Below are 25,973 nucleotides of genomic sequence, written 5' to 3' on the forward strand. Positions count from 1 at the left end.
GTTCTGCGCCCACCTCGGGGGCGTCCGTGGGCGCCTGTTCGGCCACGTCCAGGCCGCGTGAAATATCGATCCAGCAGTAGGCGATGCCACTGGCATGGGCCTGCTTGAGCTCGTTCTCGTTCTTGAGCAGGAACTTGTTCTTCCAGAACGGATGGTCCAGCCATGCGGCCTCGAAGCCGCAGAAGTACATGCCGAGGACCAGATCCTCCGTCTTGATTTTCTTTAACATTTCTCGTACTTCTCTCCGGCGCGCCGGGGAACAGGTTAGCTTGGCCCGCCCTGACCCGGGCTGGCGGCAGGTTGCCGTTGAGTTCTGGTCAGGATTGCCAGTTGTTAATGATCTCATACGAAAGACCATAAGTGAACGGTTGAGCTGCCTGCAAATGCCTTGCAGCCGGCAATCCGACAAAGACGCCACACCCAGAAGCACGGGTAACGGACGAAAAAAAGGCCCGTCCGGGGGGATGGACGGGCCTGAAAGATCCGCTGGATGTCGTCGCAGCGGACAAGGGGAAAGAGGAGATCCCGATGTGCCCACTGTAGGCGTCGAAAATTAAGCGAGACTTAAATCGCCGAAAAATTGAAAGCAGGAAGAAATGCCATCGCCGCGCAGGGCGGTGAGCGGATCCACCCGGTGCTGACGATGCCGACTTTCCCGGCCGGTGAGCGGTGGCAGGCAAAAAGCTGCAGCGAGGCAATCCTTTGTGGTCAGGAGCAAACAAGATTGTAAATTTAGCTAAACTTTTTGTTGTCTTTTGATTAAAATCCTTCTCAGATTAATGTCGAATTGACAACAAAGAGGAACCCATGAAAACCCTGATTGCAGCCATCCTTATGGTAGCCAGTTCAATCGCCAGCTCGGGCGCCAGCGCCGCTCCGAGCGCCCCCAGCGTGGCCAATGCCAGCCGCGACGATGTGACCCTGAGTGCTCACAAGGCCGACAACTTCACCTTTGCCGTAGGCAATGCGCAGGCAGGCCCCTCCGGAACGAGCTCGCTCTTCAGCAGCGCTTTCGGCGGCGGGACCTGGAACCTGCTCAACAAGATCGACTCGACCGGCGCGCTCGTCGGCAGCCCAGGTTCGGTGCTGGGTTCCAACATCAGCGTCAACTTCACCCTGGGCAGCGACAGCAAGAGCGGGACCTGGACCATCACCTCCAGCAAGAGCCTGCAGATGGACCTGGTGCTGGGTATCCACGCGGGCAATGCCACCGGTTCCTTCCTGTTCGACAACCTGGTGCTCACCGCCGGCCAGACCCAGAGTGGCAGCTTCGCCATCAACTGGACCAACAATGGCGGCAAGGTGCCGGGCTACTCCAACCTGACCATGTTCTATTCCAACGCTGCTCTGCGCACTGTAGCCCCGGTACCGGAACCGTCGACCTACGCCATGTTGTTGGCAGGCCTGGCGTTGGTAGGTGGAATGGCCTGGCGCCGTCGTCGCCAGGGCGATGCACGCGCTGTCTCCGCCGCCTCTCTGAGCGCGGCTTGATCTGGCGGCACTGACTGAAGCGTCACGACCGTCCAACCGCAGCGGTCCAAAAAAAGCGCGCTGGCCTGAAAGCCAGCGCGCTTTTGTTTTGGGTCAGGGGTTTTCTCCGCCGTCAGTGCTCGCGCACGTCCGGCAGCAGCACCGTCAGCAGCCCGGCCAGCGGCAGGAAGGCGCACAGGCCATAGACCCAGGCGATGCCGTAGAGGTCGGCCAGGTGGCCCAGCAGCGCCGCGCCGATGCCACCGAAGCCGAACATCAGGCCGAAGAATACCCCGGCGATCATGCCCACCTTGCCCGGCACCAGCTCCTGGGCGTACACCACGATGGCGGCGAAGGCCGAGGAAATGATCAGGCCGATCACCACCGACAGCACCGCCGTCCAGAACAGGTTGGCATGCGGCAGCATCAGGGCGAAGGGGGCCGCGCCAAGGATGGAGATCCAGATCACCCGCTTGCGGCCGATGCGGTCGCCGATGGGGCCGCCCACGAAGGTGCCCACTGCCACCGCCCCGAGGAACAGGAACAGGTAGAGCTGCGAGGACGCCACCGACATCTGGAAGCGTTCGATCAGGTAGAAGGTGAAATAGCTGGTGAAGCTGGCCATGTAGAAGTACTTGGAGAACACCAGCAGCGACAGGACCACCAGGGCGCGGCGTACGGTCGAGGCCGGCAGCTGATGACGGGCCAGCACCTTGCCTTTGCCCTTGCCGGCGGCCAGGTGGCTGCGATACCAGGCCGAGACCCGCGACAGCACCAGGATGGCCAGCACCGAGAGCAGCACGAACCAGGCCACGTGGGTTTGCCCGTAGGGCACCACGATGGCGGCGGCCAGCAGCGGGCCGAAGGCCGAGCCGGCATTGCCGCCGACCTGGAAGGTCGATTGCGCCAGGCCGAAGCGCCCACCCGAGGCCATGCGGGCGATGCGCGAGGCTTCCGGGTGGAAGGTGGAGGAGCCGATGCCGATCAGCGCCGCCGCCACCAGGAAGGCGCTGAAGCTGCCGGCCAGCGCCAGCAGCACGATGCCGACCAGGGTGGCGACGGCACCGGTGGGCAGCAGCCAGGGCTGCGGGTGGCGGTCGGTATACATGCCGATCCAGGGCTGCAGCAGCGAAGCGGTGACCTGGAAGGTCAGGGTGATCAGCCCGACCTGGGTGAAGCTGAGCCCATAGCCCGTCTTGAGCATGGGATAGATCGAGGGCAGCAGGGCCTGGATCATGTCGTTGATCAGGTGGGCGCCGCCGCAGGCCAGGATGATGCTCATCACCAGCGGCTGGGCAGCGCTGATGGCGGGCTGGGTGGCGGCGGCGGACGCGGCAGAGGTGTTGGGATCGGTAGCACTTGTCATGACATGAGCAGTTCGCGTGAACAAAAAGGAGGAGGCAAGCGTATCATTGGCATCTATTGATGATGATGCCAATTGTTAGCGATTAAATGCCATGGTGGCCCAGCTTAAGCCCGTCAGTCCCAGTGCCGAGGTGCACAGTTTCCAGCAGGCACGCAGTGCGGTGGTGGCGTTTGCACGTGAGCTGGCCTATCGCGACCTGCTGACGGCCCACTCGCATGCGCGTGGCCAGTTGCTCTACGCAGTGGAAGGCGTGATGCAGGTGCGCACGCCGCAAGGGGTGTGGCTGGTGCCGCCACAACGCGCCCTGTGGGTGCCGCCCATGGTGGAGCACGAAATCCGCATGCTGAGCAAGGTCAGCATGCGCACCCTCTACATCGCCCAGGCCGAGGGGCGCGCGATCGGTGAACAGTGCCGCTTGCTGGAAGTCTCGGTCTTGCTGCGCGAACTGATTCTAGCCTCGCTGGCCGAGCCCAGGGAATATGAGCCGGAGAGCCGCGCCGGTCATGTGGCGGCTCTGATCATGTCGGAGCTGGCGCGGGCGCCGTCCATTCCGGTGGCCATCCCCTGGCCGCAGGACCGCCGCCTGCAGGCCATCTGCGAAGCCATCCTGGCCGAGCCGGGCCGGCAGTTTGCACTCGCCGACTGGGCCGGGGTGGGTGGGGCCAGCGTGCGTACGGTGATTCGCCTGTTTCCGCGTGAAACCGGCCTGCAGTTCCGGCACTGGGTGCAGCAGGTGCATCTGAGCGAAGCGCTGGTGCGCCTGGCGCGTGGCGATGCGGTGGGCGTGGTAGCGCAGGCCCTGGGGTATCGCAGCCAGAGCGCCTTTTCCAACATGTTCCGCAAGGCCCTGCGCAGTTCACCCAATCATTACCAGCCACGCCAGGAAAGGCGGCGCGTCACCCTGCCGGAGCAGGATCGCAGCGCGCTTCAGTAGGGAATGACCACCACCCGCGGGCCGCGTCGGCCCGGCGCTGCCGTGCTGACCACCGGCAGGCCGGCCGATGCGCTGGCTTGCCGTTGTGGCTGGTCGGGGTCGCGTTCCAGGAAGTAAGGATCATCTTGCGGTGCCAGTGCGCTGACCGCGCCGGTGACCTGCTGGGCCCGCTCATTGGCGGCGCCCCCGCCCACCGAGCAGACCTGGAAGAAGTCGGCGCTGCCCTCGGAGAAATCGATGCGGCATTTCTCCGCCACCACCACCGAGATATCGAGCGCAGCGACGTTGGCCGCTGCTGCTGTTTCGCTGCGCTGGGCTTGCAGCACCAGCATGAGCGTCATCATGGCGATGACGGGGTAGGCTTTGTTCATGATGTTCTCCTGTGCCTTCACTGTAGCGTTTGCCCCGTCGTCCGCGCATCGGAGAAATCCTGAACTGCCACGTGCTGCAGAGAACGTGATCGCCCGAGACGCCGCGTCCCGCCTGGATGATGCCGCTTTGCAAGTGTAAAGATTGTCGATTTTCTACCGTAACCAAGTCATGAGAACTCCGAACCAGGAGAGCGGACATGGCGATGGAAACCGATCTGGCCATCATGGCGCGCGAAGCCGTCGCGCAACTGACCACGCAGCAACATCCCCGGGGCGATACGCCACCGGCGAGCACGGCCGCCAGTGCCACGGCGCTGCTGGCGCCGCCCGATGAGGGCGTGACGCTGACACTGTCGGCGCAGGGCAAGCTCATGGCGGCCCTGGCCACGGCGGTCGATCATGTCACCACGGCGGCGGTGGATTCCACCGAAGCGGCGCAGGGTGCCACTGCCAGTGCACCGGCAGCGGTGAAGGCGATGCTGGACGCCACGCTGCCGATCACCCGCAATACGCTCTTCGCCATCGAGGCGAGACTGGTCGCGGCGCGACGTGGGGCCGATGCGATTGCGGCGGCCGATGCCGAAGTGCCGCCCTCGTCCGATCCGCGTCGCCTGAGCCAGGCGCGCCAGGCCACCGAAGCCCTGTATGGTCGCGCGCCCAATCCGTTTGCCGGCTGGTCGCGGGCCGAGCTGTCGGCCATCGTCTATGACGAGAGCGGCGCCTACACCATCAATGAACGCTACGCCGCCGCCAACCAGCGTACCGAGCTGGACCAGAAATTCTGGGCGCCGGTGTTCCAGCGCGCCCTCGACAGCGGCGACTGGAAGCCGGTCATCACCGCAGCGCTGGTGTTCTACGCCAGTCTGTCGGCCCTGGAGCAGACCGCCTATCCCGACAACTACGCCCAGTTGCTGCAGCAATACCTGGACCTCTACCAGTTGCAGCCGCAGGCGCCGTTGCCGCCGCAACAGCAGATCGACCTGGCGCGCATGCTGGAAACGCTGGTGCTGCCACTGGGACCGCTGGCCTTGGCCGGCGGTGTCATCCGTGGCCTGATGCTGCCGCGCCTGGGGCCGTCATTGGCCGAACTGATCGCCGCCGCTCCGCGCCTGGCCGACCTGATCCAGGTCAACAATGCCGCCCACAGCGTGCAGGACAGCGCCTATCTGGTCCTGCTGCAACGGGTCTTCGGGGTGCTGCGGCGCGAGGATGAACCCACGCCGGTGCGACGCGCCACGGCCGGTGTGGCCAGCCGCGATTTCCTGGCCTATGGCGACCGGCGCCTGCTGGCCGAAGCCTATGCCTATGCCCAGGCCAACGGGATGGCGCTGGACGAGGTGGATGCACTGGCCCGGGATCTGGCCACCTATCGGCAGGCACGCGCCGGCGGTCCGGCTTCCTACGGCGGCGCTTCCAGCGGGCAGGCGGGTGCGGCATCGCTGGCGCAGGCAGGCCGCATGAGCAGTGAGGAGGCCGCCATCGCCCAGCGCCTGCTGACCAGCCGTGCCGCCAGCATGACCCGGCTGGACCATGGTTTCCTGGCGTGGCTGCTCGACCCGGCCGGCGGCGGCTGGCGTGACGGCGACCTGAGCGGTCATGTGAGCAGCTTCAGCGCCCTGGAAAAACTGCTGGCCGGCCTGGCCGGAGTACCGTTGGGCGAGAGTGCGGGAGAGAGCAGCGAGCTGGAAGCCACTTATCGGATGGTGCTGGAACGCATCGCGCTGCAGGACGCGCCTTCCATGAGGCAGCCACTGCCAGCGGCAGCGGCCGAGGGCGCGCGCAACCTGACCCTGGCGGCGCAGATGGCGGCGCTGGCGCGCAGTGACGCGGCCGACAACGCCTTCATGAACAATGCCCTGATGCTGCTGCGCATGTACCGCATGTCACTGACGATGAGTGCGGCCGAGCAGCGCACCCTGTCCGAGCTGGTCTATTCGGCCATGAAGCAGCGCCGCCTGCGCACGCGCCGTGGCAAGCTCTTCGTGGCCTGGGGCGAACGCAGCCCCCTGATGCCGTCGCTGCCATCCCTGCCGGGTTGAACCGGGTGGGGGCCGGGATCAGCCCGGCCAGGCGCGCTGCAGGATGGCTTGCTGGGCCGGCAGACTGTGGCCTGCCAGCGTGCCGTAGACCCGGCCGCCATCGCCTTCGCCACGGCTGGCAAGGAAGGCCTCGGCCGAGCCGGCAGGGGCGTGGCGCAGCATCAGCATGCCCTGCAGGGCCAGCACCAGGTGCTGTACCAGCCGTCGGGCGCAGGCCTCGCGTTCTTCCTCGGGTGCCTGCAGCATCTGCTTGAGGGCGTTCACGCGCTGCGCCAGCGAATCATGCGCGCCGGCCGCGTCCTCCAGTTCCTGCAGCAGCAGCTGGAAACCTTGCGTTTCACGGCCAATGGCGCGCAGCACATCCAGGCACATCACATTGCCCGAACCCTCCCAGATCGAATTGACCGGCGCCTCCCGGTACAGGCGCGCCATCGGCCCGGTCTCCACGTAGCCGTTGCCGCCCCAGACTTCCATGCATTCGCCGCTGAATTCCAGGGCACGCTTGCAGATCCAGAACTTGGCGGCGGGCGTGACGATGCGTTTCCAGGCCCGCTGCAACGGGTCGTCCGGGGCATCGAAGGCGTGCGCCAGGCGCAGCATGAGCATGGTGGCGGCTTCGCTTTCCAGGGCCAGGTCGCAGAGGACGTTGCGCATGAGCGGCTGTTCGGCCAGCAGGCGGCCGAAGGCGCTGCGATGGCGGGCGTGGTGGATCGCCTGCACCAGGGCCTGGCGCATCAGCGCGGCGCTGCCGATGACGCAATCCAGGCGGGTATGGTTGGCCATCTCGATGATGGTGGTGATGCCACGCCCGTCGGCACCGACCATGATGCCCATGGCTTCCTCGAATTCGATCTCGCTGCTGCTGTTGGAGCGATTGCCGAGCTTGTCCTTGAGCCGCTGGACGAGGATGGGGTTGCGCGTGCCATCGGGCAACCAGCGCGGCACGAAGAAACAGGACAGGCCGTTCTCGGTGCGCGCCAGCATCAGGTGGGCATCGCACATCGGCGCCGAGAAGAACCACTTGTGCCCCGACAGCAGATAGGCCGTGCCGCGGCCGTCATTGAGCGGATCGGCCGGCATGGCGATGGCGGTATTGCTGCGCACGTCGGAGCCGCCCTGTTTCTCGGTCATGCCCATGCCGATCAGGATGGAGCGCTTGTGCGTGATCGGCAGGTCGCGGGCGTCGTGCTCGCGCGAGAACAGGCGCGTGCGCAATTGTTCGAACAGGGCCGGTTCCTGCTGCAGCACCGGGATCGCGGCGAAGGTCATGGTGGTCGGGCAGAGCGACCCGGCCTCGATCTGCGCGTGCAGGAAGTAGCCGGCAGCGCGGGCGACGTGGGCGCCGTCGCCCGGCTGCATCCAGGGCAGGGCGTGCAGGCCCGCGCGGCGCAGCTGTTCCAGCAGGGTGTGCCAGGCCGGGTGGAACTCGACCACGTCGATGCGATGGCCGGTGCGGTCGTGGGTCTGCAATACGGGGGTGTGACGATTGGCCAGTTCGGCCAGCTGCATCATCTCGGCGCTGCCGAGCGCCTCGCCCTGGCTGGCCAGGGTGCAGTCGTGCCAGTGGGCGCCTTCGCGCCGGACGGCCGCGACCAGGGCGGCGTCGCTGCGGTAGAGGTTGTAGTCGTGCAGGTCCGGGACCTGGTTGCTGATCTCGTGGGTGTGCATGGCGTCTCCGAAAACGCGCACAGCTGTGTTGACGGGGCGGCTTCGCCCGCTTTTTTGTGCACTTTGATAGGTGGCAGTGTGCGCGTATTTGCTGGACTTGGGAACCGTTGCAGGCTTTTGCCTTCCTTGCCCCTTGCGACGACTGCCCCGCCCGGATCCTGCCTGGTCATCCCTACGATGTTTTGGCTATATCCATATAAGCATCTTGTTAGGTGGCGTCGCCGGCACATGCGTTGCAGTCATATTAGAATGCTTGTTTCGACCAAAGATCGCCCCCGTGCGTGTGCACGGCTGCGCAAGGAAGCCCAGCAGATGTCTTATCCGACCATCGAATCCACCATCGGCAATACCCCGCTGATCCAGTTGCCGCGCATCGGCGGCGATGAAGCCCGGCGCCGCAACAACATCATCCTCGGCAAGCTCGAAGGCAACAACCCGGCGGGTTCGGTCAAGGACCGTGCCGCCTATTCCATGATCACCCGCGCCGAGGCGCGTGGCCAGATCAAGCCCGGCGACACCCTGATCGAAGCCACCAGCGGCAATACCGGTATCGCGCTGGCGATGGTGGCGGCCATGCGTGGCTACAAGATGGTGCTGCTGATGCCGGAGAACCTCTCCGAGGAGCGCCGCCAGAGCATGGCGGCGTATGGCGCGCGTATCGTGCTCACGCCCAAGAGCGGCGGCATGGAATACGCCCGCGACCTGGCTGAGCAGATGCAGAAGAACGGTGAAGGCCTGATCCTGGACCAGTTCGCCAACCCGGATAATCCGCTGGCCCACTACGAGACCACCGGTCCCGAAATCTGGCGCGATACCAAGGGCAGCATCACCCACTTCGTCAGTGCCATGGGCACGACCGGAACCATCATGGGGGTGTCGCAATATCTGAAGGAAAAGAACCCGCAGGTGCAGATCGTCGGTGCCCAGCCGGAAGAGGGCTCGTCCATTCCGGGCATCCGCAAGTGGCCCGAGGCCTACCTGCCCAGGATTTTCGACCGTTCCCGCGTGGACCAGACCGAATCGGTCAGTCAGGCCGATGCCGAGAACATGGCCCGCAAGCTGGCCGTGACCGAGGGGCTGTTCTGCGGCATCTCGGCCGCTGGTGCCTGTGAGGTGGCAGTGCGGCTGTCGCACCAGCTGGAGAACGCGACCATCGTCTTCGTCGTCTGCGATCGCGGCGACCGCTATCTCTCTACCGGGGTGTTCCCGGCCTGATGCCGGCCGACGCATGACGCGCAATGCAAAACGGAGCCAATGGCTCCGTTTTGTTTTTGTCGCACAGTCGGGACCAGGTCCCGGGCCGTTGCCTACTCCGGCGAACCGGCGGTCGGCGCAGCGCCAGGGGCAGCACCTGGCTTCGGCTTGAACTGCTTGTCGCTGATGCGGAATTTTTCGCGGCGATCACCCATCAGTTCGCGCAGCTCGCGAATGGACAGCTCGCTGACTTCATGCATGCGGATCAAGAGCGATGCACCCACCGGCAGGCGGCGGTGACGAATCTTGCTGATCACCGGTGGTGCCACTTCCAGCGCGCGTGACAGGGCTGCGTCATTCTTCAGGTGCAGCTTCTCGATCAACGCATCCAGCAGATGGTTCGGATCGTAGTTGACATGATCGGAAATGGAGTTGGTTTCAGCAGTATCGTTGGTAGTCATGATCGGGACGTTCCATTATGCAGATGTTTGTGGAAGGCTTTGCGCCTATGCATTAATTGTTTGTAAAACTGCAAAACGCGACTGACGGTATCTGAGAGCCAAGGCGATGCCTTTTTCTGCAGGATAACGAAAGCCCTATCAAAGAACGACTTCAAAACAACGCTTATCAAGTTCTCTGTTCTCTGACCAAGTGCGCTTGAGGCAGCACAACAATAATTCTATGTCTATATAGAAATAATTGCACATTTTTCATGCAGTCAGAAAATTCTATTCCACAATAGTTGCAGAAACTCATGCCCGAATTTGTAACAGATATTAACAGCATTCCTCGAAGAATTGCTAGCGTTGCCGTTTTGATACGACAAATGGCAGCATGTTCCAGCCAGTTAGCCCCAATTTCCGCAAGGTAACCCTGTTTTTATCGAAGATGGCGGAGGCATCAGGGTAGGCTTCCACGGCCCTGTCGATGCTGTTTTCTCGCAACAGATGGAGGATGGGAAAAGGCGAGCGATTGCTGTAGTTCTCGATATCGTCGGGTTGCGCGTCAGCAAACTGGTAGTCCGGGTGGAAGCTGGCGATCTGCAGCACGCCGTCGAGCTCGAGTCGTTCCAGGATGCGATCGGCCCAATCCAGGAAGTCGTTGTATTCGTGGAAGTCAGCTAATGCGAGCGGAATGATGAAGAGGGTGGTGTCCACCTGTTCCGGGTCGGTCTTTGCCAGAAAGGCCAATTGCTGTTCCAGATCGGCCGCCAGGCTGTCCCAGTCCTGGCCCTGGCTGACGTGGTAGCGGACCTGGTCCTTCACATGGACCGACTTGGCAAAGGGACAAAGATTCAGGCCGATGACGGCCTGTTCCAGCCAGGCGCGGGTGAGGGCGATGACGTCGTCGTCGCTGAAGGGGGGCTCGGTGGCAGGGGAGGCGGAGGTGGCGTTCATGGGGCGGCATTGTCGCATGGGCAGGCGGACACGGGCAGCCGCGGGCCAGCCCAAGCCGCCACAAATGCCCACGCACCGGCCAGATCGGCTATGCTTGCCAACCTTTGGCGGCGGCCCCGTAACGGCGGCTCTGCATTTCCTTTGCAAGTACAAGACACATTCCATGGCGCTCAAATCCACCATCTTCAAGGCTGACCTGCAGATCTCCGACATGGATCGGCATTACTACCAGCAACACGCACTGACCATTGCCCGCCATCCTTCCGAGACCGACGAGCGCATGATGATCCGGGTGCTGGCCTTCGCCCTCAACGCCAGCGAGTCACTGGCCTTCGGCAAGGGACTCTCCGATACCGACGAGCCCGACCTGTGGCAGAAGGACCTGACCGGCGCCATCGAACTCTGGGTCGAAGTCGGCCAGCCCGATGACCGCGCCATCCTCAAGGCCTGTGGCCGCGCCGACCGGGTGCTGGTGTATAGCTACAGCAGCGTGTCCAACATCTGGTGGAACCAGACCGGCAGCCGCGTGGAGCGCGCCAAGAACCTGAAGGTGGTCAATATCCCGGCCGAGGCCAGCCAGGCCCTGGCGGCGCTGGCCCAACGCACCATGCAATTGCAATGCACGATCCAGGATGGTCAGGTCTGGCTGGGTGCCAATGAAGACATGGTGTTGATCGAACCGGAAACGATCAAGGATTTTGCCTGATTCTCCACCAGGCTTGCGCGACGTGGCGCCTGTGCCTCAGCGCGCGGCCTGATTGACCGCAGCGGAAGCGCTATCCGGCTTGTGCTCCAGCGCATCGGCGCGATGCTGCAGATGCGTCAGCAGGCGCTGTCCTTCGCTGGTGTGGAACCACGCAGCGTGGCCCAGGAAATAGGTGTCATAGGCCAGCGAGGCATTCTGCGGCGACTGCGTCACGCCGTGGAAGTAATCCAGCTCGGCCAGCGCGAACTCGGCATGCACCAGCGGCAGCAGCGCCGCCAGTGCGCGTGTCTGGCGCGCGTTCAGTGGTAGCACCGAGGCATATCCGTCCAGCATCGCATCCAGCAGATCCAGGTGCACCAGCTGCACCTGGCGTTGCGGGATGGCCAGCCATTCGACGATGTTGCGCTCGATGGCGGTCGCCAGGTCGTGCAGCGCGCAGGTGCGGTCGCACAGGCCGAAGTCCAGTACCGTCTGCACCTGCGCCTGCTCGGTGGCATCGCTCCACAGCAGGTTGGAGGCATGCCAGTCGTTGTGGGTCCACAGCGGCGCAAATTCATCCAGATAGGGTTTCAATCCGGCGTGCCAGGGCAGCAGGTGCTGTGCCACCTCGCCCCGCCAGGGCCGGTTTTCCAGGTAATCGGCGATGGCCGGACGCTGTTCGATGTAAGCCTGCAGGGGCCGCACCGGGTCTTCCTGCGAGAAGATGGTGAAGCTCGACACCAGCGGACGCGCCGGGCGCGCTGGCGCGTCGTAGCCGGCCGAGGCCTGGTGCAGTCGTGCCAGCATGTGGCCTGCGGAATGCGCATGCTGGCCGCTGCTGAAGGGCGTCCACGACATCGCCTCACGATACAGGTCGACCCCCGGCGCCAGCGGAAACACTTCGTAGGTCCAGTATTCGTCGGCCAGTGCGGTGGCGCCCTCGGCGGTGACCAGCGCCGGGCTGACCGGCAATCCGTTCGCCTGCAGGTGCGCCACGAAGCGATGTTCCTCGGCCAGTGCGTCGACATCGCGTACCCGCGCATGATGGCGCTTGACGATGACGGGCCCGCTGGCGGTCTGCATCACGCAGGCCGCCGAGAACGGGCGCGGGCTATGCCACTCCAGTCGCAGCGGCTGGCCGACCTCGGGATAGTGATGCAGCACCCGGGCCACCTCGGCGGAGGTCAGCGCCGGCCAGTCGGAGATGACCGGCTCGGCGCCCATGCCATGGCTGATGACGCGGGTGAGATGGTGCGACGCGGCTTGCATGATCGCGGCAACCGGTCAGAAATCGTACTGCAGCGACAGACGCGCCGTGCGCGGCGCACCCAGGTGCACATAACCGTCGCCCAGGTACTGGCCGGCATCCTTCCAGTAGCGCTTGTCGAAGAGGTTGTCGATGTTGGCGCGCAGGGTGGCGGTATGGCCGCCCATGCGCATGCGGTAGCGCAGGCCGGCATTGAAGACATGTACCGCCGGCAGGCTGACGCTGCCATCGCGGGTGGCGGGCTTGCTGCTGCTGTAGAGCCAGTTCCCCATCAGGTTCAGGCCTTCCACGCCGGGCAGCGCGTAATCGGCATAGACGCTGCTGCGCAGGCGCGGCACGTTGACCACCTGCTGGCCATCGTAGGCGGCGGTGCCGGTATCGCTGGCGCGTGCGCGGGTAGCGGCCACGCTGGCACCAACGGCCAGGCGCGGGCTGAGCTTGCCGCTGGCGCCCAGCTCGATGCCGGTGTTGGTCTGGCGGCCTTGCTGGACGTAGGTAAAGCCGCTGGCGCTGGAATCCGGCTGCTGGTATTCGTAGGCCTTGCGGATACGGAACAGGGCGGCCGTCAGTGCCAGGTCAGGCGAGACATCCCATTTCACACCGGTTTCCAGCTGACGTGCCACCGAAGGCGGCAAGGTGGTCGGGAAGTTGCTGACCCAGAACGGCGCGGCGCTGCCCAGGGTCAGCGTCTCGGCATAGCTGCCATAGACCAAGAGGTTCTGCAGCGGCTTGAAGATCAGTGCCAGTTGCGGCAGGAACAGGTTGCGCGAGGTGGTGCGCGTGGTGCTGCCATCGGCGCCGAAAGCCTGCTCGTTCAACCACACCTGGCGGCCGCCGGCGATGGCTTGCCAGCGCTCGGAGAACTGCAGGCGATCGCTGAAGAAGAGTGCCTTCTGGCGGCTGTCCAGGTTGCGATAGGCCGGGCCGGGAACATCGGTGGCCGGCGCCAGTTCCGGTGTGCCAGTATAGATATTGCCCTCGCCCACCAACACGCTGATGCCATCGGGCTTGTCCACGGTCCGGCGCGACATCGCCAGGCCCAGCGTCAACTCGTGCTGCAGCCAGCCGGTGGCGAACTTGCCGATCATGACCGCCTGCGCTTCGTCATTGCGACGTTCGTCATTGGGGACGCGATAGTCATAGACATCGAAATCGCCATTGGCTCCGAAGGTGGTGGAGGCGAAACTGCCGCTGCCATACGGGAAAGCCAGGTAATCATCGATCACCGCCCGGCTGCGACCGGCCTGCACGTAGCCGCGCCAGTCGGCATTGAATTCGGTATCCACACGCAAACGGTAGTTCAGCGAACTGTCGCGCACCGGTTGCGCCCACGATTGCGGCGTCAGCATGGTCTTGGGCGAGACGCCCGAGGGCAGGGTGGTGCCGCCCAGCAGTTGGTAGCCGGCCACCGAGTGCTGTGCCTTCTGCTGGTATTCGGCATCGAACTGCACCAGGGTCTTGGAGGATAGCGCCCAGGTCGCCGACAGCGAGGCAAAGTCGCGCCAGCCATCGCCATGGTCGACGTAGGAATGGATGTCTTCATGCGCGGCGTTGATGCGCAGGCCGAACTGTTTCTGTTCGCCGAAGAGCACGCCCAGGTCGGTGGCCAGGTAGCGCGAGCCGTAGGAATCGGTACCCAGGGTGATCGAGCGCACATCGGCCGGGCGCTTGGTCACGTAATTGACGATGCCGCCGGCGCTGCTGACACCGGCCTGCAGGCCCGCCACGCCCTTGAGGAATTCGACGCGTTCCTTGTTTTCCAGCGCGATATTCTGTTCGCCGGTCACCGTCAGGCCATCGATGCGATAGGCGCTGGCCGGGTCGAGCGTCACGCCACGGATGCTGAAGTTCTCGTAATAGCCCACCGGAGCGTAATTCTCGTTGATGGCGGCATCGTTCTTGACCACGTCCGAGAGCAGGCGCGATTGCTGGTCACGCATCTGCGCGGCCGTGACCACGGCCACCGAGGCCGGGGTATCCAGCAGCGGTGCATCGTCGAAACCGGCCACGGCGGCTGATCGAGGGCGCGCGCCATCCCTGGTCGTCCCGCTGGCGGTGACGTTGACCGTGGGCAGCGCTTCGCCCTTGTCGTCGCCGACATCGGCGGCGCGGGCAGTGGCCGACAGGCCGAGCGAGGTGCCGGCCAGCGTCAGCATCAGCGTGGAGGCCAGGGGTGCAATGCGTTTCATGGTGGTTCTGATCGTGGAGGGTAGGAGAGCCGGAGCGCCGGGCGCTCCGTCGTATCGGCCAGCGTGGTCGCCGGCTCAGCGATTGCGGGCGACGGCCACGGCGCGGCCGAGGTCGGCCACCGACATCGCATAGAAGTAGCTGCGATTGTACTGTGTGATGGCGTAGAAGTTATTGGTGGCGATCCAGTACTCGGTCGGGCCGGTGCCGTTCTGCAGGTCGACCAGGCCGAAGCGCTGACCGGCCGGCAGCGGCGGGGTGGAGATGCCGGCCGCGTGCAACTGGTCTTCGCTGTACTTGGCTTCCAGGCCCTGGTTGAGCATGGCTTGCCATTGCAGGTTGTCGGCCGAGACGGTGACCGGGAAGGCCACCGGTTCGCCGCGCTGCCAGCCATGCACGGACAGGTAGTGGGCTACGCTGCCGATGGCGTCCACCGGCGAATTGCGCAGGTCGATCTTGCCGTCGCCATCGAAGTCGACCGCGTATTCGCGGATGCTGCCGGGCATGAATTGCGGCCAGCCGATGGCGCCGGCATAGGAGCCGCGCAGCGTCAGCGGATCGATGCCGGCCTCGCGAGCCAGCAGCAGGGTGTTTTCCAGCTCGCCGCGGAAGAAGGCCATGCGGGCCTCGCGATTGGGCGTGTTGGGATAATCGAAGGCCAGCGTGGTGAGCGCATCCATGACGCGGAAGTTGCCGGTATTGCGGCCGTACACTGTTTCCACGCCGATGATGCCGACGATGATTTCCATCGGCACGCCGTATTGCGCCTCGGCCCGCGCCAGCGCCACGCCATAGGTGTTCCAGAACTCGACGCCGGCATTGATGCGCACCGGTTCCACGAAGCGGGCGCGATAGGCGCTCCAGTTCTTGGGCTTGGTGCTGGGGGCCGGCTTGATCAGCTGGATGGCGCTGTCCACATAACGGGTCTTGGCGAAGAGATCGTTGAGGTCGCCCCGCTGGAACTGGTTGCGCTCGACCATTTCGTCGATGAAGCGGCCGACGTCCTTCCAGTCATTGAAGTTGACGAACTCGCCCTGGTCGTCTGCCACGACTTTCTTCTTCGCTGCCGATTTTGCTGGCGGCTTGGCCTTGGGTTTGGTTTTGTCGCTGCCGGCTTTTTTGTCTGCCGGCTTCTTCTGGGTTTTCTTTTCCACAGGCTTGCCGTCCTGCGCATGCGCTGCCGGCGCCAGGGCGCACAGGCCGGCGAGCAACAGGGTGGAGAGGGACGAAGTCAGGCGAGGCAGGGAGATGGGCATGAGCGGCAAGCGGTGAAGCGATCTGGTCAGCGGAGCAGGGGGCGGGACAAGCCTGCAAGTATACCGCATCGGACCCCTTGCCCCGTGCTGGTGCATGCTGGGTGCTGCGTCCCGTACACGATACGCGACAGCGGATGTACACTAGGGCCTGTTCACATTCAATCTGGCGCCAACCCTCCGGGAGAGGCCGCCAAGCGTCGCCTGCCGTTGTTGCAGCTCCTTGCCGTAGCACCACTACGGCGCGTCGCTGCGCCTAGGCAGTCAACGCTTGGCGACCTCTCGCACTCGTAGATTGAATGTGAACAGGCCCCAGCCCGATGAGACAACCCGGCCGGCCACGGCTTGCCTGTTAGTAACAAGAGCAATAATGACCACCGCCATCTATACGCACGCCGACTGCCAGCGCCACGAAATGGGCGACTGGCACCCCGAGGCCCCCGCTCGTCTGGAGGCCATCGAAGATCAGTTGATCCTGAGCCGCATCGATCAATTCCTCGACCGCCGGGAAGCGCCGCTGGCCGATCCGGCCGAGCTGGAGCGGGTACACACGGCGGCGGCCGTGGATTACGTGCGCGAACACAGTCATGCGCTGAGCCTGTCGGGCGAGCGCTATTACTCCATCGATGGCGAGACCCTGATCAACCGGCACAGCTGGAATGCGGCCCTGCGTGCGGCCGGCGCGGCCGTGGCGGCGACCGATGCGGTGCTGGCCGGCGAGCTGGACAACGCCTTCTGCGCCGTGCGTCCGCCCGGACATCACGCCACGCACGACAAGGCCATGGGTTTCTGCCTGTTCAACAACGTGGCCGTGGCGGCCCGGCATGCCATCGACGTGCACGGGCTGCAGCGGGTGGCGGTGATCGATTTCGACGTGCATCACGGCAATGGCACCGAAGACATCTTTGCCCATGATCCACGGGTGCTGATGGTGAGTTTCTTCCAGCATCCTTTCTATCCCTTTTCCGGCGATGGCCCGACCGAGTTGCACATCGTCAACGTACCGGTGCCGGCCTACTCGGACGGCAGCGCGGTGCGCCAGGTGGTCACCGAGAAATGGCTGCCGGCGCTGCATGCGCACCAGCCGCAGATGATCTTCATCTCGGCCGGTTTCGATGCCCATCGCGAAGACGACATGGGCCAGATGGGGCTGGTCGAGGCCGATTACGCCTGGATCACGCGGCAGATCATGAAGATCGCCGACCAGTACGCCCAGGGCCGCATCGTCAGCTGCCTGGAGGGAGGTTATAGCCCCTCGGCGCTGGGGCGCAGCGTGGTGGCCCACCTGAAGGTGTTGGCCGACCTGGAGTGAGCCACGCGCCACGCGCGCGCGGCGAGGATTTGCTGGCGCGCTAGGCCGGGTGGGGCTCGTAGGCCTCATAGGCCGCGATGATCGCATCGGCCACCGCCCGCACCCGGGCGGTACGGTTCAGGTCGCTGTGCAGGACCAGCCACATGTCGTAGGGCGTGGCCCGTTCCGGCCAGATGCGCACCAGCCCGCTGGCAGCGTCGCCCACATGGATGGGCAGTTCGCCGATCCCGAATCCCGCCTGCAGGCAGTCGTACATCACCAGCCCGGTACTGACTTCCATGGCCACGTTGGCATGGACGATGGATTCACCACAGATCTGTTCGGACTTGTTCGGCGAGATGCTGTACGGGTAGATCACGACGTCATGCCCCTTCAAACCGCTGCCGGATTCGGGCCGCCCCCGCTTTTTCACATAGGCTTTGGACGCATACATGCCTTTGTGCAGCCGCTTGAGATGGCGCGTGATCAGGTCCGGCGCGTCCGGGCGCACCGTGCGCACGGCGATGTCGGCTTCGCGCTTGGTCAGGTTGCTCAACTGGGTGGAGGTGGTGAGCACCACCTTGATGGTGGGATGGGATTCCCGCAGCCGCTTCAGGGCCGGCAACAGGAAGTGGCGCGCCGTGATGTCGGTGGCGGCCAGCCGCACCACGCCGCACAGGCGCTCGTCGATTCCCTGCATCTGCCGCTGCAGTTGCTCGGCGCCTTGCTCCATCTGGCTGGCGGCGGTGGCGGCCAGTTCGCCGGCAGGGGTGGGCACGTAGCCACCCGGGGTGCGCAGGAACAGGCGCGCGCCCAGCGATTTTTCCAGCGCGGCCAGGCGCCGGCCGACCGTGGCCTGGTCGATCTCCAGGTGCTCGGCTGCACCGCGCAGGGTACCAACGCGGTAGATGGCGAGAAAGATGCGGGCGTTGTCCCAGTCCATGAGGATGTGCTTTCCGGGTAGATGAGCTGATGCAGATTTGCATCAGCCCGCTGATTTTATACCTCTTTATTGCATTGCAGCGAACGCCTAGAATCCATCCATCGTCACTCGCCCCGGGGGTACCGGCAGCGGGTCTGCCGCTCTCCCTTGCGCCGTTCGCGCAGAAAGAATGTCATGTCTTCCGTTCCTCGTCCCCTTGGCCCGGCACCCGCCGGCCATCCCCCTGTCACCGCTTTACCCCATCGGGCTGGCTTGCTGCCACTGGTAGCGCTGGCCATCGGTTTCGTCATGGCCATGCTGGACGTGACGGTGGTCAACGTCGGTCTCTCCAATATCTCCACCAGTCTCGATGCACCGCTGTCCACCCTGGTCTGGATCGTGGATGGCTATACCCTGACCTTTGCCGCGATGCTGCTGGTGGGCGGTGCGCTGGCCGACCGCTTCGGCGCGCGCAAGCTGTACCTGACCGGCCTTTTCCTGTTCGTGCTGGCCTCGTTGCTGTGTGGGGCCGCGCCCAATGGTCCTTTCCTGGTGGCAGCACGCCTGCTGCAGGGGCTGGGTGCGGCTTTCTTCATGCCGAGTTCGCTGAGCCTGCTCAGTCACGTCTACGAGGATGACCGCGTGCGCGCCCGCATGCTGGGCGTGTGGTCGGCCACGGTCGGCCTGGCCGCCGCCATCGGTCCGCTGGTGGGGGGCGTACTGATCCACTGGCTGGGCTGGCGCAGTATCTTCCTCATCAACGTGCCGGTCGGGCTGGTGGGCCTGTTGATGGCCAGGAAGCTCATCCCGCAGGTGGCCGGGCAGGCCCGTGCCCTGCATCTGTATAGCCACCTGGCCGGAGTGGTGATGCTGGCCGGGCTATCCTTTGTGCTGATCCAGGGGCCGGTCTATGGCTGGAGCTCGCCGCGCATCCTGGCCGGGCTGGCGGTGGCAGTGCTGGCCGCCGTGGCCCTGGTGCGCCACGAACTGCGTGGCGTGGCACCGCTGCTGCCCAAGGCCCTGTTCGCCACGCCGCAGTTTGCGGCCGCCAATGGCATCGGCTTCATGATCAATTTCGGGATCTACGGCAACCTGTTCTACCTGGCGCTGTTCCTGCAGCAGGGGCGCGGCGCCGATGCCCTGCAGACCGGCCTGCAACTGGTGCCGATGATGGCCGTGGTGTTCTTCGGCAACCTGATGTCGGGCCGCATGGCCGCGCATTGGGGACCGCGCGTGCCGCTGTTGCTGGGTTTGTCGGTGGGTACGGTGTTTACTGCGGTGGCGATGAGCTTCCGCCCGGACACGCCCTACTGGGTGCTGGCCGTGGTCTGCGCTGCAGCCAACCTGGGCATCAGCACGGCCATCCCGGCCATGACCACGGTGGTGATGCAGGTGGCCGGCAAGGCCCACGCCAACAGCGCGGCGGCGGCCCTGAACGCCAATCGCCAGATCGGTGCACTGGTCGGCGTGGCCCTGATGGGCGCCATCCTGCACAGCGTGAACGGCTGGGGGCTGCGCAATGGCCTGGCCTTTGGCGTGATGGCCGCCGCTTACGGGCTGGCGCTGTGGCTGGTGTGGCGTTTCGTGGGTGTTGTCAAGGAGCAATGGGTGACCCGGCGCGCCTGAGCGCGGTGTTGTTCCCCGTCCAACAGCCTGCCCCGACTTGTGCGCGGCAGGCTGTTTTATTGGGGATTTGTTAGGGATTGGCGGGGCAGGGCCTTAAAATAGCGCCTTCAACGAAATACGCACCAGAAAGAAATCCCGCATGTCCATCCAATGGTTCCCCGGTCACATGAACTCGGCCCGCCGCAAGGCCGCCGAGAGCATGGAAAAAGTCGATATGGTCATCGAAGTGGTCGATGCCCGCCTGCCGCAGGCCAGCTGCAATCCGATGATCGAGCAGTTGCGCAATGCGCGTCAGCGTCCCTGCCTGAAGATCCTCAACAAGACCGACATGGCCGACCCGGTGGCCACGCAAGCCTGGATCGACTACTACAACAGCCAGAAGGGCGTGACCGCCGTGGCGCTGTCGTGCAAGAAGCCCTCCGACGTGGCACGCGTGCCCAAGCTGGCCATGCAGGTGGCCCCGCACCGCGGCACGGCCCTGAAGCCCTTGCGCATGATGATCATGGGCATCCCCAACGTGGGCAAGTCCACGCTGATGAATGCCTTGCTGAAAAAGCGCGTGGCAGCAGTCGGCGACGAGCCGGCCGTGACCAAGACCCAGCAGCGGCTCTATCTGGGCAACAACATGGTCCTGACCGATACCCCGGGCATGCTGTGGCCCAAGATCGAGCACCCCAGCGATGGCCTGATGCTGGCCGCCAGCCATGCGGTGGGCAGCAACGCCCTGATCGAGGAAGAGGTGGCCACCTTCCTGGCCGACCTGCTGCTGCAGCGTTATCCGCAATTGCTCAAGGCGCGCTATGGCTTCAATCCCGAGGGCATGGATGGCGTGGCCGTGGTGGAGGGCGTGGCGGCCAAGCGCGGCTTTCGTCTCAAGGGTGGCGACTACGATTTCGAAAAGGCCGCGCATACCTTCCTGCAGGATTACCGCAGCGGCGCGCTGGGCCGCATCACGCTGGAGACCCCGGCGTCGCGCGCCGAGCTGCTGGCGACCTACCGTTCCACCGACAACCCCGATGCCCTGCCGGCCGAGGATGAGGAAGACGAGGAAGAGGATTACGACTGGCGCAATGCGCCGGATCACCGGGAGCGCAAGGACTGAGTGCGCCTGTGCCGCTCGGTCGGCTTTCCTTCCGGCGTGCTCAAATCATATAAATGATTTGCCCTTCCGGAAAAGCAAAAAGGCCAGCGCGAAGCTGGCCTTTTCGTTTGCTGCAAGGATGATGCAGGGGAGGCGGATTACCAGGAGGTGATCACGGAACCCTTGTACTTTTCCAGCACGAACTTCTTCACTTCCGGGCTGTGGTAGGCCTTGACCAGCTTGGCGACCCATGGCTTGTCCTTGTCGGCGGCGCGGATGGCCAGCACATTGGCGTAGGGGCCGGTGGAGGCTTCCACGGCGATGGCGTCCTTGGTCGGCGACAGGCCGGCCGATTCGGCGTAGTTGCCGTTGATGACGGCAGCGTCGAAGTCATCCAGCGAACGCGGCAGCTGGGCGGCATCCAGTTCGATGATCTTGACCTTCTTGGGGTTCTCGACGATGTCCAGCGGGGTGGCCTTCAGACCGGCATCGGCCTTGAGCTTGATCACGCCCTTGGCCTGCAGCACCAGCAGTGCGCGACCGCCGTTGGTGGGGTCGTTGGGCACGCCGACACGGGCGCCTTGCTTGAGGTCGTTGAGCGACTTGACCTTCTTGGAGTACACGCCCATCGGGAAGGTGATGGTGGTGCCGACGCTGATGAACTTGTAGCCGCGATCCTTGATCTGCGCATCCAGGTAGGGCTGGTGCTGGTAGGAGTTGGCGTCCAGGTCGCCGGCGGCCAGGGCGGCGTTGGGCTGGATGTAGTCGGTGAATTCGATGACCTTCATCTGCACGCCGTCTTTTTCCAGCAGCTTCTTGACCTGTTCCATGATCTCGGCATGCGGACCTGCGGTCACGCCCATCTTGATCTGGTCTTCCGCGAATGCGGGGGCCGACACCAGGCCGGCGGCCAGGCCCAGGCCTGCGATGAATTGAATCAACTGACGACGCTTCATGACTTTCCTTTCAAGCTTTTTTGAAATGCGCAGCGGATAGCTGCGCGGTGTTATCGATGCCGGTTGCGCGTGGCGCTCTTGGCGTGCTCAGCGATGACTGAGCTTGCGCACCAGCAGGTCTCCCAGGGATTGCACCAACTGCACGAACACGATCAGGATCAGCACCACCGCCAGCATCACTTCCGGCAGGAAGCGCTGGTAGCCGTAGCGGATGCCCAGGTCACCCAGGCCACCACCACCGATGGCGCCGGCCATGGCCGAATAGCCGACCAGGCTGACGAAGGTGATCGTGAGACCGGCGACGATACCAGCAAATGCTTCTGGTACCAAGACCTTGTAGATGATCTGCCAGGTGTTCGCACCCATGGCTTGCGCGGCCTCTACCAGGCCATGATCGACCTCGCGCAGCGCGGTCTCGACCAGGCGGGCGATGAAGGGCGCAGCGGCAATGGTCAGCGGCACGATGGCGGCAGCCGTACCGATGGAGGTACCGACGAAGAAACGCGTCATCGGGATCACCGCCACCAGCAGGATGATGAAGGGGGTGGAGCGCACTGCATTGACCAGCAGGCCGGCGACGCGGTTGAAGACCGCATTGGGCAGCACGCCCTTGTCTTCGGTGATGTGCAGGGCGATGCCCAGCGGGATGCCCAGCAGCGAACCGACCAGGCCGGAAATCACCACCATCATCAGCGTCTCACCGAAGGAGCTGACGAACAGATCGATCAGTTCAGATGACATGGTTGAGCTCCTCGACGACGACGCCCTGCTCGCGCAGGTATTGCATGGCTTGGTTGATGTTTTCCTGGGTGCCGTTGGCGAGGATCGCCAGCGAGCCGAAGGCCTGGCCCTGGATCTCGTCGATCTGGCCGTGCAGGATGTTGAAATTCAGGTTGAAGCGGCGCACCGCTTCCGACAGATGCGGCTGGTCCACATCGTTGCCGGTGAAGGCGAAGCGGAACAGGTGGTCGGTGCCCTGACCGGCGTCGGCGCGGTCCAGGCGCTCGCGCAGGCGCGCCAGTACACCCTTGGGCAGTTCGTGGGCGATGACGTCGCCGATCAGGGCACGGGTGACTTCATGGCGCGGCTGGCGGAACACCTCCAGCACCTCGCCCTGTTCGATCACCTCGCCGGCTTCCATCACCGCCACGCGGTCGCAGATGTCCTTGATGACTTCCATCTGGTGGGTGATCAGGACGATGGTCAGGCCCAGTTCCTTGTTGATCTTGCGCAGCAGTTCCAGGATGGAGCGGGTGGTTTCCGGGTCCAGCGCGGAGGTGGCCTCGTCGGAGAGCAGGACCTTGGGATCGTTGGCCAGTGCGCGGGCGATGCCCACGCGCTGTTTCTGGCCGCCCGAAATCTGCGCCGGGTAACGGTCGCGCAGGGCGGTCAGGCCCACCAGTTCCAGCAGCGGTTCCACCTTGGCGGCGATCTCGGACTTGCTCTTGCCGGCCAGTTCCAGCGGCAGGGCGATATTGTCGTAGACGCTGCGCGAGGACAGCAGGTTGAAATGCTGGAAGATCATGCCGATGCCACGGCGGGCCTCGCGCAACTGGGACGAGGACAAGGTGGTCAGGTCCTGGCCGTCCAGGATGATGCGTCCGGAGGTGGGGCGGTTCAGCAGGTTCAGGGTGCGTACCAGCGTGCTCTTGCCGGCGCCGCTGCGGCCGATGATGCCGAAGACCTCGCCTTTGCGGATCGACAGTTCGACGTTGCGCACCGCTTCGACATTGCCGAATCGCTGGGTGACAGCTTGTATTTCGATCATGATGGGAACGGAAATGGCAGCGGGCCCCCGGGTGCCGGCATCCCGGCACAGCCCCTCAGGGAGACGCGCGGGCGGTCGCCGGATCACAGGTCTCCACTGCCATCGATATTTTTTATAAGAAGCCGCTATTTTAAGGCGGCAAGGTTATATAGGGAAAACAATTTTTCGCTTATGCATATAACCTCTGCGTCTTAGCATCCGACGGGAAGCCGCCTGGAGACTGGCTTCCAGGGAGGCGCCAGCACTTTTCCTGGCATTGCCTGCCGTCCCGGTACGAGAGGGTCTTCGAATAAATTCTAGTAGGTGCAGCAATTTTTGCCGGGATCGTCGTCAGCCCTCCGGGGCAGCGTATCTTTTTGCGTTTTCTTCGGCCCGGTGGTGGCCGGTGCGCTACGTACCGCCTGCTGCCTCGACTACACCTATTCCCATGTACGCATATCCCGTCCAGGCGCTCAACGGTCGGCTCGATGAATTGCTGGAGCTGGCCGATATCGATGAAGTCATCCTCACCCGCGACAACGCCGAAAACCTGGTGCTGGTGCGGGAATCGGTCTGGCGCGGTGTCCAGGAGGCCCTGCACCTGCTGGGTAACGACCTCAATGCCGAGCGGCTCCTCTGCAGCCTGCAGCAGCTGCGGGCCACGTTGCTATCCGGACCATCCCCTTCGTGAACAGGCTCTGGCTCTCGCCGATGGCCAGGCAGGACCTGGCCTGGTGGCGCCGCCACGACCGTGCCACGGCCCGCGTACTGCTGGGACTGCTGCGACGGCTGCAGGACGACACCCCGCTGCCGGCCGCGCGAATGACCCGGTTGCCGCTGCGCCTGCCGGGCCTGTGGGCCATCCGGCTGTGCGGCGAACACCGCATCGTGATCGAGCAGATGCCGGGGATCGTCATCGTGCATCAGTGTCGATTTCATTACTGAGGCAGCGATAGGGGGACTGCACTTTCTGGTGCCAATCGTTGCTATAAAGATACAGAATATTCTCATAAATCGACACAATTCAAATTATGAATCGATTGAGAAAATAAATACCGTTTAGATTTGCCGTAACTTCTTGAAGTCGTCTTCCGGGAAGTGTGGGGGTGGCCACGCGAGATCGCGACCGGCACCCGCCAATCAACAGCAATCAAACCACTACGGAGTACTCTCTATGAAAAAGTCCATCCTGGCCCTGGCCGTGCTGGCTGCCTTCGCCGGCGCGGCGCATGCACAAAGCACTGTCACCGTCTATGGTGCGGTCGATGCCAGCCTGTCCTACACCAACAAGATCATCACTTCCGGCAAGGAAACCGGCGGTCAGGTGGCACTCGATTCCGGCCTGATGAAGGGCTCGCGCCTGGGCATCAAGGGTAGCGAAGACCTGGGCGGCGGCCTGAAGGCCGTGTTCAACATCGAGAACGGCTTCAACGTCGATACCGGCGAAGCTGGTCAGAAGGGCTTGCTGTGGGGCCGCCAGGCCTTCGTTGGCGTTTCGGGCAACTTCGGTACCATCCTGGCCGGTCGTCAGAAGGACGTCCTGGATGATATCGGCGGTATCACCTCGCCGGGTGACTTCGGCGGCGGTGTCAGCCGCATCCACTCGCTGAACCTGGACCGCACCAACGGCGAGCGCGTCAACAACTCCATCCGCTATAACTCCCCTGACTTCAACGGCTTCACCGGCAGCCTGATCTATGGCTTCGGCGAAGAGGCCGGCCGCACCGGTTCCGGTCAATCCTTCGGCCTGGGCGGCCTGTACGCCAACGGCCCGCTGAACGTCGGCCTGGGTTATTTCCAGAGCAAGATGGGTGATTCCAAGAATGCCAGTGACGTCAATGGCGCGGCAGCCTGCAACGGCCCCGGCAAGAATGGCGACACCTGCCTGAAGACCTGGACCCTGGCGGCTTCTTACCAGTTCGGCCCGGCCAAGGTCTACGGTTCGTACTCGCGCGTGAAACTGCCGCTGACCGCAGCACGTCCGGACTACAACCCGAAGGACTACAACTTCGCGATGCTGGTCGATCCGAAGCGCAAGGATCCTGCCTACAAGCCGGCAGAGAAGGCTGACTTTGCCATCGGCGGTCCCAACAACGAGTCCAGCCAGACTCTGGATGTAGGCGTGAACTACAAGCTGCTGCCGGCCCTGTCGCTGATCAGCAGCGTGCAGCTGACCAGCGCCAAGTTCGTCAAGGGCTCCAACGGTCGCCTGGTGCAGTTGAACCTGGGCGCCAAGTATGATCTGTCCAAGCGCACCACGACGTATGCTGTCCTGCGTAACCTGCGTTCGAACGACATGTACAACGTCGGCACGGCCAGCGACCGCATCCCGGGCGCCAACCGCAGCCAGACCGGTCTGAATGCCGGGATGATCCACAGCTTCTAAGACGTTGGACGCCGCGCCTGCAAGGGCGCACTGTTCGAAGACCCGCATCCCACAAGGATGCGGGTCTTTTTCGTTGCGCGAATTCGGCCTCAAGCGTCCATCAAGGAAGTGGGCTGACCGGAACTGCAGCGAA

24 protein-coding genes are annotated in these 25,973 nt (G+C 64.1%); 11 read left to right on the forward strand and 13 right to left on the reverse strand.

The annotated features are described in order from the left end of the window. Positions 1–229: DUF3391 domain-containing protein (locus HBH1_RS12460; protein WP_146012850.1), on the reverse strand; the 229-nt coding region annotated here is incomplete at its 3' end. A gap of 578 nt (positions 230–807) precedes the next feature. On the opposite strand from HBH1_RS12460, the gene HBH1_RS12465 reads away from it, so the two are divergent. Beyond that, positions 808–1,491, forward strand: a complete 684-nt coding sequence (locus tag HBH1_RS12465) for a PEP-CTERM sorting domain-containing protein (RefSeq protein ID WP_102663006.1) — start codon at positions 808–810, stop codon at positions 1,489–1,491. 112 nt (positions 1,492–1,603) lie between these two features. On the opposite strand, the gene HBH1_RS12470 is transcribed toward HBH1_RS12465, so the two are convergent. After that, positions 1,604–2,836: an MFS transporter gene (locus HBH1_RS12470; RefSeq protein ID WP_102663007.1), complete on the reverse strand. Its 1,233-nt coding sequence runs from the start codon at positions 2,834–2,836 to the stop codon at positions 1,604–1,606. A 91-nt stretch (positions 2,837–2,927) separates the two neighbouring features. On the opposite strand from HBH1_RS12470, the gene HBH1_RS12475 reads away from it, so the two are divergent. Beyond that, a complete protein-coding gene (locus HBH1_RS12475) occupies positions 2,928–3,770 on the forward strand; it encodes an AraC family transcriptional regulator (protein ID WP_102663008.1) in 843 nt (280 codons plus the stop codon). Here HBH1_RS12475 and HBH1_RS12480 read toward each other — a convergent pair. Further along, the gene (locus HBH1_RS12480; RefSeq protein WP_102663009.1) at positions 3,764–4,141 is read right to left on the reverse strand and encodes a hypothetical protein; all 378 of its coding nucleotides are present in this window, start codon (positions 4,139–4,141) and stop codon (positions 3,764–3,766) included. The genes HBH1_RS12475 and HBH1_RS12480 overlap by 7 nt on opposite strands. Positions 4,142–4,338: 197 nt before the next feature. Between HBH1_RS12480 and HBH1_RS12485 the strand changes: the two genes are divergently transcribed. Next, a complete protein-coding gene (locus HBH1_RS12485) occupies positions 4,339–6,180 on the forward strand; it encodes a hypothetical protein (protein ID WP_102663010.1) in 1,842 nt (613 codons plus the stop codon). A gap of 18 nt (positions 6,181–6,198) precedes the next feature. On the opposite strand, the gene HBH1_RS12490 is transcribed toward HBH1_RS12485, so the two are convergent. Beyond that, entirely contained in the window at positions 6,199–7,848 is a 1,650-nt protein-coding gene (locus HBH1_RS12490) for an isovaleryl-CoA dehydrogenase (RefSeq protein ID WP_102663011.1), read from the reverse strand. A 312-nt stretch (positions 7,849–8,160) separates the two neighbouring features. Here HBH1_RS12490 and cysM point away from each other — a divergent pair, with 312 nt between their 5' ends. Further along, positions 8,161–9,063 (forward strand): cysteine synthase CysM, encoded by a 903-nt coding sequence (gene cysM / locus HBH1_RS12495; RefSeq protein ID WP_006713144.1) that lies wholly within the window; start codon positions 8,161–8,163, stop codon positions 9,061–9,063. Between the two features lie 92 nt (positions 9,064–9,155). Here cysM and HBH1_RS12500 read toward each other — a convergent pair whose 3' ends face one another. Further along, positions 9,156–9,503, reverse strand: coding sequence for a hypothetical protein (locus tag HBH1_RS12500; RefSeq protein WP_006713143.1), 348 nt, complete (start codon positions 9,501–9,503; stop codon positions 9,156–9,158). 339 nt (positions 9,504–9,842) lie between these two features. Next, complete coding sequence (locus HBH1_RS12505) at positions 9,843–10,439, reverse strand: DUF1415 domain-containing protein (RefSeq protein WP_102663012.1); 597 nt, start codon at positions 10,437–10,439, stop codon at positions 9,843–9,845. Positions 10,440–10,602: 163 nt separating this feature from the next. Here HBH1_RS12505 and HBH1_RS12510 point away from each other — a divergent pair, with 163 nt between their 5' ends. Next, positions 10,603–11,145, forward strand: a complete 543-nt coding sequence (locus tag HBH1_RS12510; protein ID WP_102663013.1) for a YaeQ family protein — start codon at positions 10,603–10,605, stop codon at positions 11,143–11,145. 36 nt (positions 11,146–11,181) lie between these two features. Here HBH1_RS12510 and HBH1_RS12515 read toward each other — a convergent pair whose 3' ends face one another. From HBH1_RS12515 to mltB, 3 genes are all read right to left on the reverse strand, one after another. Next, positions 11,182–12,393 carry a phosphotransferase enzyme family protein gene (locus HBH1_RS12515; RefSeq protein WP_102663014.1) on the reverse strand — a complete coding sequence of 404 codons (1,212 nt, stop codon included), beginning with the start codon at positions 12,391–12,393 and terminating at the stop codon, positions 11,182–11,184. Positions 12,394–12,408: 15 nt separating this feature from the next. Then, the gene (locus tag HBH1_RS12520) at positions 12,409–14,580 is read right to left on the reverse strand and encodes a TonB-dependent siderophore receptor (RefSeq protein WP_102663015.1); all 2,172 of its coding nucleotides are present in this window, start codon (positions 14,578–14,580) and stop codon (positions 12,409–12,411) included. 75 nt (positions 14,581–14,655) lie between these two features. Then, positions 14,656–15,834: a lytic murein transglycosylase B gene (mltB, locus tag HBH1_RS12525; RefSeq protein WP_199181577.1), complete on the reverse strand. Its 1,179-nt coding sequence runs from the start codon at positions 15,832–15,834 to the stop codon at positions 14,656–14,658. 367 nt (positions 15,835–16,201) lie between these two features. On the opposite strand from mltB, the gene HBH1_RS12530 reads away from it, so the two are divergent. Continuing rightward, a complete protein-coding gene (locus HBH1_RS12530; RefSeq protein WP_102663017.1) occupies positions 16,202–17,143 on the forward strand; it encodes a histone deacetylase family protein in 942 nt (313 codons plus the stop codon). A 40-nt stretch (positions 17,144–17,183) separates the two neighbouring features. On the opposite strand, the gene HBH1_RS12535 is transcribed toward HBH1_RS12530, so the two are convergent. Then, on the reverse strand, positions 17,184–18,065 hold the full coding sequence (locus HBH1_RS12535) for a LysR family transcriptional regulator (protein ID WP_102663018.1): 882 nt from the start codon (positions 18,063–18,065) through the stop codon (positions 17,184–17,186). 174 nt (positions 18,066–18,239) lie between these two features. Between HBH1_RS12535 and HBH1_RS12540 the strand changes: the two genes are divergently transcribed. Beyond that, complete coding sequence (locus HBH1_RS12540) at positions 18,240–19,670, forward strand: MFS transporter (protein WP_255411887.1); 1,431 nt, start codon at positions 18,240–18,242, stop codon at positions 19,668–19,670. 139 nt (positions 19,671–19,809) lie between these two features. Continuing rightward, positions 19,810–20,772, forward strand: a complete 963-nt coding sequence (ylqF, locus tag HBH1_RS12545) for a ribosome biogenesis GTPase YlqF (protein ID WP_102663020.1) — start codon at positions 19,810–19,812, stop codon at positions 20,770–20,772. A gap of 137 nt (positions 20,773–20,909) precedes the next feature. Here the strand turns inward: ylqF and HBH1_RS12550 are convergent, their stop codons facing one another. The 3 genes from HBH1_RS12550 to HBH1_RS12560 form a co-directional block, all read right to left on the reverse strand. Continuing rightward, positions 20,910–21,707 (reverse strand): MetQ/NlpA family ABC transporter substrate-binding protein, encoded by a 798-nt coding sequence (locus tag HBH1_RS12550; RefSeq protein WP_077236679.1) that lies wholly within the window; start codon positions 21,705–21,707, stop codon positions 20,910–20,912. 87 nt (positions 21,708–21,794) lie between these two features. Then, positions 21,795–22,448 carry a methionine ABC transporter permease gene (locus HBH1_RS12555; protein WP_006713129.1) on the reverse strand — a complete coding sequence of 218 codons (654 nt, stop codon included), beginning with the start codon at positions 22,446–22,448 and terminating at the stop codon, positions 21,795–21,797. Further along, complete coding sequence (locus tag HBH1_RS12560) at positions 22,438–23,475, reverse strand: methionine ABC transporter ATP-binding protein (protein WP_102663021.1); 1,038 nt, start codon at positions 23,473–23,475, stop codon at positions 22,438–22,440. Before HBH1_RS12560 ends, HBH1_RS12555 begins: the two co-directional genes overlap by 11 nt. Before the next feature lie 427 nt (positions 23,476–23,902). Here HBH1_RS12560 and HBH1_RS12565 point away from each other — a divergent pair, with 427 nt between their 5' ends. The 3 genes from HBH1_RS12565 to HBH1_RS12575 all read left to right on the forward strand — a co-directional run bounded on the left by HBH1_RS12565 (position 23,903) and on the right by HBH1_RS12575 (position 25,840). Further along, complete coding sequence (locus tag HBH1_RS12565; RefSeq protein WP_102663022.1) at positions 23,903–24,145, forward strand: type II toxin-antitoxin system Phd/YefM family antitoxin; 243 nt, start codon at positions 23,903–23,905, stop codon at positions 24,143–24,145. After that, positions 24,142–24,399 (forward strand): type II toxin-antitoxin system YoeB family toxin, encoded by a 258-nt coding sequence (locus HBH1_RS12570; RefSeq protein WP_146012851.1) that lies wholly within the window; start codon positions 24,142–24,144, stop codon positions 24,397–24,399. The genes HBH1_RS12565 and HBH1_RS12570 overlap by 4 nt, the downstream gene beginning before the upstream one ends. Before the next feature lie 229 nt (positions 24,400–24,628). Beyond that, positions 24,629–25,840 carry a porin gene (locus tag HBH1_RS12575; protein WP_102663024.1) on the forward strand — a complete coding sequence of 404 codons (1,212 nt, stop codon included), beginning with the start codon at positions 24,629–24,631 and terminating at the stop codon, positions 25,838–25,840. Positions 25,841–25,973: the final 133 nt, after the last annotated feature.

The organism is Herbaspirillum sp. BH-1 (assembly GCF_002870055.1).
In the GTDB taxonomy this organism is placed as follows: domain Bacteria; phylum Pseudomonadota; class Gammaproteobacteria; order Burkholderiales; family Burkholderiaceae_D; genus Herbaspirillum; species Herbaspirillum frisingense.

Excerpts from the sequence above, each read along its gene's own strand:
- mltB (WP_199181577.1), bottom strand. The coding sequence starts at position 15,834 with ATGCCCATCTCCCTGCCTCGCCTGACTTCGTCCCTCTCCACCCTGTTG.
- HBH1_RS12475 (WP_102663008.1), top strand. The coding sequence starts at position 2,928 with ATGGTGGCCCAGCTTAAGCCCGTCAGTCCCAGTGCCGAGGTGCACAGT.
- cysM (WP_006713144.1), top strand. The coding sequence starts at position 8,161 with ATGTCTTATCCGACCATCGAATCCACCATCGGCAATACCCCGCTGATC.
- HBH1_RS12575 (WP_102663024.1), top strand. The coding sequence starts at position 24,629 with ATGAAAAAGTCCATCCTGGCCCTGGCCGTGCTGGCTGCCTTCGCCGGC.
- HBH1_RS12565 (WP_102663022.1), top strand. The coding sequence starts at position 23,903 with ATGTACGCATATCCCGTCCAGGCGCTCAACGGTCGGCTCGATGAATTG.
- HBH1_RS12535 (WP_102663018.1), bottom strand. The coding sequence starts at position 18,065 with ATGGACTGGGACAACGCCCGCATCTTTCTCGCCATCTACCGCGTTGGT.
- HBH1_RS12530 (WP_102663017.1), top strand. The coding sequence starts at position 16,202 with ATGACCACCGCCATCTATACGCACGCCGACTGCCAGCGCCACGAAATG.
- HBH1_RS12540 (WP_255411887.1), top strand. The coding sequence starts at position 18,240 with ATGTCTTCCGTTCCTCGTCCCCTTGGCCCGGCACCCGCCGGCCATCCC.
- HBH1_RS12555 (WP_006713129.1), bottom strand. The coding sequence starts at position 22,448 with ATGTCATCTGAACTGATCGATCTGTTCGTCAGCTCCTTCGGTGAGACG.
- HBH1_RS12550 (WP_077236679.1), bottom strand. The coding sequence starts at position 21,707 with ATGAAGCGTCGTCAGTTGATTCAATTCATCGCAGGCCTGGGCCTGGCC.
- HBH1_RS12560 (WP_102663021.1), bottom strand. The coding sequence starts at position 23,475 with ATGATCGAAATACAAGCTGTCACCCAGCGATTCGGCAATGTCGAAGCG.
- HBH1_RS12520 (WP_102663015.1), bottom strand. The coding sequence starts at position 14,580 with ATGAAACGCATTGCACCCCTGGCCTCCACGCTGATGCTGACGCTGGCC.
- HBH1_RS12470 (WP_102663007.1), bottom strand. The coding sequence starts at position 2,836 with ATGACAAGTGCTACCGATCCCAACACCTCTGCCGCGTCCGCCGCCGCC.
- HBH1_RS12480 (WP_102663009.1), bottom strand. The coding sequence starts at position 4,141 with ATGAACAAAGCCTACCCCGTCATCGCCATGATGACGCTCATGCTGGTG.
- HBH1_RS12490 (WP_102663011.1), bottom strand. The coding sequence starts at position 7,848 with ATGCACACCCACGAGATCAGCAACCAGGTCCCGGACCTGCACGACTAC.
- HBH1_RS12510 (WP_102663013.1), top strand. The coding sequence starts at position 10,603 with ATGGCGCTCAAATCCACCATCTTCAAGGCTGACCTGCAGATCTCCGAC.
- HBH1_RS12485 (WP_102663010.1), top strand. The coding sequence starts at position 4,339 with ATGGCGATGGAAACCGATCTGGCCATCATGGCGCGCGAAGCCGTCGCG.
- HBH1_RS12465 (WP_102663006.1), top strand. The coding sequence starts at position 808 with ATGAAAACCCTGATTGCAGCCATCCTTATGGTAGCCAGTTCAATCGCC.
- HBH1_RS12500 (WP_006713143.1), bottom strand. The coding sequence starts at position 9,503 with ATGACTACCAACGATACTGCTGAAACCAACTCCATTTCCGATCATGTC.
- HBH1_RS12515 (WP_102663014.1), bottom strand. The coding sequence starts at position 12,393 with ATGCAAGCCGCGTCGCACCATCTCACCCGCGTCATCAGCCATGGCATG.
- HBH1_RS12505 (WP_102663012.1), bottom strand. The coding sequence starts at position 10,439 with ATGAACGCCACCTCCGCCTCCCCTGCCACCGAGCCCCCCTTCAGCGAC.
- ylqF (WP_102663020.1), top strand. The coding sequence starts at position 19,810 with ATGTCCATCCAATGGTTCCCCGGTCACATGAACTCGGCCCGCCGCAAG.